Here is a 7,103-nt window from a genome sequence, read left to right as displayed (position 1 = left end):
AGCGGTCAGACAGGGACGGAAAACCCGAACCCCACTTTCCGCAAACCAGCCCCCGGGGAGAAACCCCACCAGGGGGCACCGTGCCGGCACGGCTTTTCCAGGGATGTCCTGCTTACATCCAACTACTCGAAGCCCATTTCGTGTCCCGAATTCGCCGCGAGCGAACGGATCCCCTCTTGTGTCGGCGTGTCGACCGGCACTATTTACAGTGCTGACACGAATCCGGGGCGTCACCCCGCTTCCGTGAGGGCGGCCACGACCGCCTCGGCGGCGGAGTAGGGGTCGGTGTGGCCGCGCGCCACCGCGTCGGCGAGCTTGTCGAGGGCGGAGTGGCCGTGCACGTCCCCCAGGCGCTCCCTCAGGGCGCGCACGGTGATCGCCTCGATCTCCTCGCGCGCCCGTGCGGTGCGCCGCACCTCCAGGCCGCCGCTGCTGCGCAGGTGGGCGGCGTGCTCGTCGAGCCGGCCCAGCAGCTCGGCCACGCCCTCACCCTTGGCGGCGACGGTGCTCACGATGGGCGGTTTCCACGCTCCGGCGGGGCGGTCGACGTGGGCGATCATCTGGCGCAGCTCGCGCACGGTGGCGTGCGCGCCCTCGCGGTCGGCCTTGTTGACCACGAAGACGTCGGCGATCTCCAGGACGCCCGCCTTGGCCGCCTGCACGCTGTCGCCCATGCCCGGCGCGCTCAGCACGACCGTGGTATCGGCGTGGCGGGCGATGTCCACCTCGGCCTGGCCCACGCCGACCGTCTCGACGAGGATCACCTCGAACCCCGCTGCGTCGAGCACGCGCAGCGCGTGCGGGGTGGCCCAGGACAGCCCGCCCAGGTGCCCGCGGCTGGCCATCGACCGGATGAACACCCCGTTGTCACCCGCGTGTTCCTGCATGCGGACCCGGTCACCGAGCAGGGCGCCCCCGGTGAAGGGCGAGGAGGGGTCGACCGCGAGGACGGCGACGCTGGTGCCCCGCCCCCGCAGCCGCGCCACCAGGGCGCTGGTACTGGTGGACTTGCCCACGCCGGGCGCCCCCGTGAGCCCGATGATCCGGGCCCGCCCGGTGTGCGGCGCGAGCCCGGACATGATCTCCCGCAGAGCGGGCGACGCGTTCTCCACCAGGGAGATCGCGCGCGCAATGGCGCGTGGGTCGCCGTGCAGCGTGCGGTCGACGAGTTCGCGGACGTCCATCTGACTCCTCGGCGCTGAAGGTCCCGGTCCGCCCGAGTATCGCAAGCGCCGCTCATACGGAGCGGCGGAGGTGACCAAGAAACACCAAGAAACAAGCCCCGTCGCAGCGATCCGGCCGGGTTGGCACGGCCCAGCCCGCCCGGCCGGATCGGTCGGGGGCCGGCGGGATCAGCCGATGAGGTCATCGGCCGCCTCCGCAGCCCGGTCGATGGGAACGGCGAAGCCGATGCCGATGCTTCCGCTGCCGCTTCCCATGGTCGCGATCGCGGTGTTGACCCCGACGACCCGCCCGGCGGCGTCGATCAGCGGGCCGCCGGAGTTGCCGACGTTGATGGCGGCGTCGGTCTGGATGACCGGCTGCGGGTCTCCCGTGTCGCCGAGCTGCGCTTCGCGGTCCACGGCGCTGACGATGCCCGAGGTGACCGTCCCCGCCAGGCGCAGCGGTGATCCGGCCGCCAGGACCGTGTCGCCGACCCGCAGTGCGGCGGCGTCTCCCAGCCGGACGGGGTCCAGCCCGGCATCGGGGGCGTGCAGAACGGCGATGTCGTTCGCGGTGTCCGTGCCGACCACCGCGGCGTCGACGGGCCGCTCACCGGAGCGCTCCACGCGGACCTCGTCGGCATCGCCCACCACGTGGGCGTTGGTGATCACGTGGTCGCCGGTTCCGTAGGCGAAGCCGGAGCCCGAGGTGACCGCGGTCTCGACCGACACCAGGCTGGGGAGCACGGCAGCGGCGGCGCCGGCGACCCCGCCGGTCGGGGGAGGCGACACCGCGGCGGTCTCCGCCGGGTCGACCGGCGCCTCGGCCTCCTGGAACGCGCTATCGGAGGCCGCACCCGCGCCCACCCAGCCGGCGGCCCCACCGCAGACGGTGGCGAGCAGCACCGCGGAGACGACGATCCCCCAAGCCCGACGCCGAGCCGGCGGCGGTCCGCCCGGAACAGCGGTCGGCATGGCGGCCGCGGTGGGCGGGACCGGAATCGACGGCACGGACGCGGTGGGCGTGGGCGGCGGGGCGGGCGACCGGGACGGCGGCGCCCAGGAGGAGCGGACCGCCCGCGTCGAGGGGGCACCGAGAGCGGGCCCGGGCACCTCGGGAAAATAGAAGTCGGGCCCACGCACCGGGGGCCCTCCGGCCGGAGTCACCGGCCCCTCCGGGCCACGGAAGCGGACCGGGCGGGAGCGAGAGTGCCCAACCCTGCAAATAGCTCGGCCGACCCGCCCCAATCAGTCGACCGCCGCGCGCTCGCGGCACGGACCGGCGATGCCTTCGTCATCGGCAGCCCTCTCTCCGGTGGCCGGGATCCGGTAGGCGGTGGGAAGCGGAGAACGGAGGCGCCGGAGCACCCGAAGCAGGAGACGGATCCTGCGCTGCCGCTCCCGGGAGCACGCGAAGCACGTTCCATCACGGTCGGCCGGCCTTTCCCGTGGCCGGGACGGGCCTCTCCGTCCCGCGCCCCGGGGTGGCCGCCGCCGCTGCTGCGGCTCGTAGCCAGGGATGGCCGGTGCCAAGCCGGACGTGGGCGACTCCGGCGGCGTGGAAGGCGGCGCGGCGGCGTTCGCCGATCGCCTGTGCGGCGGCTGCGTGGCGCTCGCGTAGGCGTGGGTCGGAGGTCGCGATCTCCCGCCGATGTCCGGTCGCCGGGTCGACCAGGGCGACCACCCCCACGTCCGGGAGTGCCAGCTCGCGCGGGTCGGCGATCTCCACGGCGATGACGTCGTGGCGGACGGCCAGCCGGCGCAGTGAGGCCTCCCACGGCAGCGGGCCCGTTCGGTCTCCGGCGACGGGGAAAGGGGAGGCGATGATCCGCAGTCCGGGGCCGGGGTGTTCGAGGTGCAGCCGGTCCAGGGCGCCGGCCAGGTCGAGGGCCGGAGCCGCCCACGGGATCGGGTCCGCCAGGCCGTACAGCGTGCGCAGGGTGCGCAGCAGCGGCTTCGGCCCGTCGTTCGCCGGGACCGTGTCGAGCATCCCGCCGTAGGCGATGCGCACCCCTATCGGGTCCGGTGAGCGCTCGGCCAGGAGGGCGACGGCGGTGACCACCGAGGTGGCCAGGTCGCGCTTGGGCATGGCGGCGTCCCCCACGTCCATGGCGGCCGCGGCGTCGACGAGGGCCCACGTCTGCGGTCCCGGGCCCTGCCGCGAAGCCTTCGCCACGTGCGGTTCCGGGCCCTGCCGCGAACCCTTCGCCACGTGCGGTTCCGGTCCCTGCCGTGGAGCCTCTGCCGCGTGCGGTTCCGGTGAACGGGCGGCGGGGAGCCCGCCGTCCGGGACTGCGTGCAGTCGCTTCCGATCCCCGTTCATGTCGCCCTCCAGGGTCATGGGTTGGTCGGTTCCCGGGTGCGTGAGGCATCCGGTTGCGCCGGTTGCTGCGGCGCTCAGGACGGCGGGCCCGGCCAGGGGCCGGTGCCCGATGGGACGATCTCCGGCCGGGGCACCCCCTCCAGCACCCAGCCGGCGACCGCGCGCGGATCGTGGCCGCCGGCGAGGGCGGCGGGGGTCGGTACGAGCCGGTGGGCCAGCACGTCGGTGGCGACGTCGGCGACGTCGCCGGGCAGCAGGTAGTCGCGGCCGCGCAGGACCGCGAGCGCGCGGCCCGCGGCGGCCAGGCCGAGGGTGGCGCGCGGCCCGGCACCGTACTCCAGCAGCCGGGCCACGGCCGTGAGCCCGTAGGCGGCGGGGTCCCGGGTGGCGTGCACCAGCCGCACGATGTACTCGGCCACGGCGTCGTGCACGAACACGTCATCGGCGGCCGCCTGCAATTCGGCGACCAGCCCGGGGTCGAGGACGGCGGCGGCGCGGGGCGGGCGCGCGCCGGTGCGTCGCCGGAGGATGGTCAGCTCGTCCAGCGGGGCGGGGTGGTCCACGACCAGCTTCATCAGGAACCGGTCGCGCTGCGCCTCGGACAGCGGACGGCCGCCGCCGTCCGGCCCGAGCGGGTTCCGGGTGGCCAGGACCAGGAACGGCGACGGCAGCGGGTGGGCGGTCCCGGCGATGGTGGCCTGCCCGTCGTCCATGGCCTCCAGCAGCGCGGACCGCACCTTGGCCGGGGCGAGCTCGATGTCGTCGGCCAGGACGAGGTGGGCGAAGAGGGGACCGGGTTCGGTCTCGAAGCCCTCGCCCGACGGCCGGCGCACCCGGGTGCCGACGACGTCGGCGGGCACCAGGTCCGGGGTGAGCCGGAGGCGGGCGAACCGGCCCCCGATGACGTCGGCCAGGGTGCGCGCCGCGAGGGTCTTGGCGACGCCCGGTGCGCCTTCGAGCAGGCAGTGGCCGCGGGCGAGCAGCCCCACGAGCAGGCGCTCGACCAGCCGGTCCTGCCCGACGACGACCCGCTCGACCTCGGCGAGGGTGCGCTCCAGCAGGGCCGCCCGGGCACCGGCCCGCCGCGCCCCGGGGGGCTCCTCGGGCCCGAGGTCCGGGAGGGCCCCGGTGGTCAGCCCGGCGCTCACAGCCGCCACTCCGGGCTGGCGGACCTGGCGGCCGGAGCCGCCGGAGCGGTGTCCCCCGACGGCGCCGACCACACCATCTCGACGTAGGCCGGCCCGCCGCCGCGGCTATCGGCGACGACGGCGTAGGCGGCGCCGGCCAGGACCAGCCCGGCCGCAAGGCCGGTCGTGGCGCACGCGAGGGTGCTGCGGCTGCGCCGGGACGGTACGGCCATGAGGGGCTCCTTCGCGGTCCGCGCTGCCGGCCGCGGGTGGCCGACACCGGACAGCACATCAGCGCCCCCCGAAAACGCCCGGAAACGTCACCGAAAATCCGCCGAAAGCCGACCCTGGAGGGCCTTCCCCGCACGGCTATGGTGAGTCCGTGCGACTTCTGGTGGTGGAAGACGAAGAGGGGTTGGTCAGTGCGCTGCGCAGCGGTCTCGGCCGCGCGGGCTACGCGGTGGACACCGCGGCCACGGCCGCCGAGGCCACGGAGAAGCTGGCCGTCACCGAGTACGACCTGATGATCCTCGACATCACCCTGCCCGACTCCGACGGCTTCACGATCTGCCGCGCGGTGCGGCGCGGCGACCTCGCCACGGCGTCGGGGCCGGAGCTGCGCATCCTGATGCTGACGGCCCGCTCCGGGCTGTCCGACCGTGTCCGCGGCCTCGACGAGGGCGCCGACGACTACATCACCAAGCCGTTCGCGCTGGTGGAGCTGTTGGCGCGGATCCGGGCGCTGCTGCGCAGGGACGTCACGGGCGGCTCGGCCGTGCTGGAGGTCGGCGGCCTCTACCTCGACAGCGCACGGCACCTGGCGGCGCGCGACGGCCGTGAACTGTCGCTGACGCTGAAGGAGTTCGGCGTGCTGCGCTACATGATGTCGCGGCCGGGCCATGTGGTCTCGGCCGAGGAGCTGCTGGAGCACGTCTGGGACGAGAACACCGACCCGTTCACGCAGAGCGTGCGGGTCACGGTCGGCACACTGCGGCGCAAGCTGACCGCCGACGGGGAGGGGCCGGTCCTGGAGACGGTGATCGGCCGCGGCTACCGGCTACGGGTGGAGCGGTGACATGTGGGGGAAGGCGCGCGGGACCGGCCCGGAAGCCGGGAGCGGGGCGGCGGGGAGCGAGGCCGGGAGCGGGGCCGGGGACCGGTCCGGTACCCGGTGGTCAGGGGTGCGGGGCCGGCTGCCGGCGTGGACGCAGACGATCCGGTTCCGGCTGACGGTCACGTACTCGGCGGTGCTCTTCGGGTTCGCGCTGCTGATCCTGGGCGGGATCTACGTCTCCCTGTCCGGCACCGTGGAGGCCGAGCCGCTGCGGCCGGTGACGGCACAGAAGGTCTATGAGGACGAGAGCGGCCCGTGGCAGGTCAAGGCGGGGCAGGAGTTCGAGGCCGCCGACATCCGCAGCGTCGAGGCGGCGGTCAACTACAAGGCGCTCACCCACCTGCGCGACTACTCGGTGGCCGCGGCGGGCGGGCTGTTCCTCGCCAGCCTGGCAACGGGGTGGTGGCTGTCGGGGCGGGCGCTGCGCCCGATCCGGCGCATCACCGCCGCCGCCCGCGACATCTCCGCCACCGACCTGTCGCGGCGCATCGGCTCGGAGGGCCCGCGCGACGAGCTGCGCGCCCTGTCCGACACGGTCGACGACATGCTCAACCGGCTGGAGGGCGCGTTCACGGCGCAGCGGCAGATGGTCGACGACGCCTCCCATGAGCTGCGCAACCCGCTGGCCGTCATCCAGGCCAACGTCGACGCCGTCCTCGCCCACGACGACGCCGCCCCGGCCGCGCGGGCGCAGGCCGCGCAGATCGTCACGCGGGCAACGGGGCGCATGACCCGCCTGGTGGAGGACCTGCTGGCGTCCGCGCGGCGCAACTCCCCCGCGTTCGCCGACGTCGACGTCGACCCCGCCGCGATCGCCGCTGAGGCCGCCGAGGAGTACTCGGTGCTGGCCGCCGAGCGCGAGCTGGGCCTGACCCGCCGGCTGGCCCCCGGGCCGGTGGTGGCGGGCGACCCGCAGGCGCTGCGCCGCGCGGTCGACAACCTGCTGTCCAACGCCGTGCGGATGGCCCCGGGCGGTAGCGAACTGCTGCTGGCGTGCGGGAGCCACAGCGGGTGGGCGTGGATCGCCCTGCGCGACGACGGGCCGGGGATCGCGGCCGCGGACCAGGACCGGATCTTCGACCGGTTCGGCCGGCCCGAGCGCACCGCTTCGGCGCCGCTGACCCCCGGCGAGCGGCGGGTGGGCCTGGGGCTGGCGATCGTGCGGCAGATCGCCGAGAGCCACGGGGGCGCCGTGGCGGTCCATTCGTCGCTGGGCGTGGGCAGCACCTTCGTGCTGTGGCTGCCCGACCGCGCCCTGGCCGACACCGACCGCCGCACCGCCGTACCGCCCGCCGGCGACCCGCTGGGCGACCGGTCGCCGGTGCTGCACGCCCCGCGGATCTGACCGGGTCCCGGCGGGCCGCCGCAGCGGGCGG

The 7,103-nt window shown here is 75.2% G+C and carries 7 protein-coding genes; 2 read left to right on the top strand and 5 right to left on the bottom strand.

The genetic code is table 11. The features are described from left to right. Positions 1-230: 230 nt before the first annotated feature. The 5 genes from meaB to ACFOVU_RS04220 all read right to left on the bottom strand — a co-directional run bounded on the left by meaB (position 231) and on the right by ACFOVU_RS04220 (position 4,846). The gene (meaB, locus tag ACFOVU_RS04240; RefSeq protein WP_378529944.1) at positions 231-1,184 is read right to left on the bottom strand and encodes a methylmalonyl Co-A mutase-associated GTPase MeaB; all 954 of its coding nucleotides are present in this window, start codon (positions 1,182-1,184) and stop codon (positions 231-233) included. 168 nt (positions 1,185-1,352) lie between these two features. Next, on the bottom strand, positions 1,353-2,069 hold the full coding sequence (locus ACFOVU_RS04235; protein ID WP_378529943.1) for a S1C family serine protease: 717 nt from the start codon (positions 2,067-2,069) through the stop codon (positions 1,353-1,355). 520 nt (positions 2,070-2,589) lie between these two features. Then, positions 2,590-3,339, bottom strand: coding sequence for a DUF58 domain-containing protein (locus ACFOVU_RS04230; protein WP_378529942.1), 750 nt, complete (start codon positions 3,337-3,339; stop codon positions 2,590-2,592). Between the two features lie 221 nt (positions 3,340-3,560). Beyond that, a complete protein-coding gene (locus ACFOVU_RS04225; RefSeq protein WP_378529941.1) occupies positions 3,561-4,634 on the bottom strand; it encodes an AAA family ATPase in 1,074 nt (357 codons plus the stop codon). Then, positions 4,631-4,846 carry a hypothetical protein gene (locus tag ACFOVU_RS04220; RefSeq protein WP_378529940.1) on the bottom strand — a complete coding sequence of 72 codons (216 nt, stop codon included), beginning with the start codon at positions 4,844-4,846 and terminating at the stop codon, positions 4,631-4,633. Before ACFOVU_RS04220 ends, ACFOVU_RS04225 begins: the two co-directional genes overlap by 4 nt. Positions 4,847-4,995: 149 nt before the next feature. Between ACFOVU_RS04220 and ACFOVU_RS04215 the strand changes: the two genes are divergently transcribed. Then, positions 4,996-5,688 (top strand): response regulator transcription factor, encoded by a 693-nt coding sequence (locus tag ACFOVU_RS04215; protein WP_378529939.1) that lies wholly within the window; start codon positions 4,996-4,998, stop codon positions 5,686-5,688. Position 5,689: 1 nt separating this feature from the next. Then, entirely contained in the window at positions 5,690-7,072 is a 1,383-nt protein-coding gene (locus ACFOVU_RS04210; protein WP_378529938.1) for a sensor histidine kinase, read from the top strand. The last annotated feature ends 31 nt before the right edge of the window (positions 7,073-7,103 follow it).

The organism is Nocardiopsis sediminis (genome assembly GCF_042650565.1).
Classification (GTDB): domain Bacteria; phylum Actinomycetota; class Actinomycetes; order Streptosporangiales; family Streptosporangiaceae; genus Nocardiopsis_B; species Nocardiopsis_B sediminis.
The sequence above is the reverse complement of the archived record's forward strand: the minus strand, read 5'-3'. Positions and strand labels throughout refer to the sequence as shown.

What these genes read in the sequence shown, in the direction of transcription:
- meaB (WP_378529944.1), bottom strand. Translation starts at nt 1,184, where the DNA reads ATGGACGTCCGCGAACTCGTCGACCGCACGCTGCACGGCGACCCACGC.
- ACFOVU_RS04220 (WP_378529940.1), bottom strand. Translation starts at nt 4,846, where the DNA reads ATGGCCGTACCGTCCCGGCGCAGCCGCAGCACCCTCGCGTGCGCCACG.
- ACFOVU_RS04210 (WP_378529938.1), top strand. Translation starts at nt 5,690, where the DNA reads ATGTGGGGGAAGGCGCGCGGGACCGGCCCGGAAGCCGGGAGCGGGGCG.